Here is a 1,844-nt window from a genome sequence, read left to right on the forward strand (position 1 = left end):
GCCTTTTGGGGGGCGGGTGGGGGTGGGGGGGGGCGCGGGGGGGGGGGGGGGGTCGCGCGTTAAAATGTCACGCGGGGGGTCCGCCCCCCCTCACCGACGTCCGTACGCGGCGTCTCCGCCTGCCGGGGCGCTCTGCGCACCGCCCACGCCCGTCCGCGTGTCATCGCGGCCGCGGCCTCCCCGGCGGCACCGCTCCCCGTCCCCAGGGGTTCGGTGCCCGTCTTCGACCGGCCTCGGGGCCGGTGTCCTTCTTCTTCCCCTGCTCAGCGGGCGATCAGATCGGCGACGGCCTGGGCCTGGTTCGCCATCTGCTCCCACCCTCCGAAGAGCAGCACCAGCAGCACGGCGCACGGCAGGGCCATGGCCAACGCCACGGCGGGGTGCCGCGTGGGCTGCTCGGCGGACCCCGTCCGGAGGGAGGCCTGCCGACGGCGGCGGGGGGTTCCCGTGAGCTGCGGTGGCATGTCCTGGCTCCTGATCCGGTCGAGTTGGCGCGGTGGACGGCTTACCTCGGGGGACGAGCTCCCCGTCCACCGCTGAGCACAACGCTATTGGTCGGGGGCCCCTCCGGGCGTCATGCCGTCGTACTGTTCCTCGGACGTCCCGGAGGATGACGATCGGACTTGAGGCCTACTACCGCAGGGGGACAGCGGGCTCATCCGACCCCCGGGGGAACCCTGAGGGGCAACCCCGAGAGGCCCTCCGACGGCCCTGTGACCTGCAGGTCAGCGCAAGATCCGACAATCGCACGGTGGCTACGGGTGTTGCGTATCAGCACACCGCAGCGGGCAGTCCGTAAGCTGTGCCAGACAGAAACTGACGATGGCCCAACCGACGGGGCCTCACCCACCGGCTGACGGGGAACGAAACATGGCGATGATGCGGCTGAGGCGTGAGGACCCCCGCATCGTCGGGCCGTACCGCCTGCACCGGCGACTGGGCGCCGGCGGCATGGGCGTGGTCTACCTCGGCTCCGACCGCCGCGGACAGCGCGTCGCCCTCAAGCTGATCCGCGCCGAACTCGCCGAGGACCAGGAGTTCCGCACCCGCTTCGCCCGCGAGATCGCCGCCGCCTCCCGGATCCGGGGCGGCTGCACCGCGCGCGTGGTCGGCTCGGACATCGAGACCGAACGGCCCTGGCTCGCCACCGCGTACGTCCCCGGGCCCTCGCTGTACAAGCGGGTCGGCGACGAAGGACCGCTGAACTGGCCCGAGGCGGCCCGGATCGGGGCCGCGCTGGCCGACGGACTGGTCAAGGTGCACGAGGCCGGAGTGGTCCACCGGGACCTCAAGCCCTCCAACATCCTGCTCTCGCCCCGGGGCCCGCGGATCATCGACTTCGGCATCGCGTGGTCGCGCGGCGCCAGCACCCTCACCCACGTCGGCACCGCCGTCGGCTCCCCCGGCTTCCTCGCGCCCGAGCAGGTGCGCGGGGCCGCCGTCACCCCCGCCACCGACGTCTTCGCCTTCGGGGCCACCCTCGCGTACGCGCTCACCGGGGACACCCCGTTCGGCTCCGGGGCCTCCTCCGAAGTGATGCTGTACCGGGTCGTCCACGAGGAGCCCGACCTCGCCGCCGTACCGCCGCAACTGGCGCCGCTGATCCGGGCCTGCCTGGCCAAGGAACCCGCCGAACGGCCCGGGGCCGCCGCACTGCACGAGCGGCTCAGCGAACTGGCCGCGCGCGGGACCGCGGCCGGGGCCTCCGGCACCACCCGCGCGGCGCGAGCCGGCCGGGGCGGCCCCGCGCCGGTCCCCGCCCCGGCCCAGGCCCCGCAGGAGAACGGCCGGCCGGGCGTGCCCGCCCCCGGGCGCTCGCCCGAACCACCCGCCGCGGCCCGGGC

General features: G+C 74.8%; 2 protein-coding genes. One reads left to right on the top strand and one right to left on the bottom strand.

The genetic code is table 11. The annotated features are described in order from the left end of the window. Positions 1–263: 263 nt before the first annotated feature. Positions 264–464, bottom strand: coding sequence for a hypothetical protein (locus ACFRQN_RS40730; RefSeq protein WP_049656200.1), 201 nt, complete (start codon positions 462–464; stop codon positions 264–266). A gap of 406 nt (positions 465–870) precedes the next feature. Between ACFRQN_RS40730 and ACFRQN_RS40735 the strand changes: the two genes are divergently transcribed. Next, positions 871–1,844 (top strand): serine/threonine-protein kinase (locus ACFRQN_RS40735; protein WP_380745682.1); only part of this gene is annotated, 974 nt, incomplete at its 3' end.

The organism is Kitasatospora sp. NPDC056800, from assembly GCF_042789775.1.
Taxonomy (GTDB): domain Bacteria; phylum Actinomycetota; class Actinomycetes; order Streptomycetales; family Streptomycetaceae; genus Kitasatospora.

Excerpts from the sequence above, each read along its gene's own strand:
- ACFRQN_RS40730 (WP_049656200.1), bottom strand. The coding sequence starts at position 464 with ATGCCACCGCAGCTCACGGGAACCCCCCGCCGCCGTCGGCAGGCCTCC.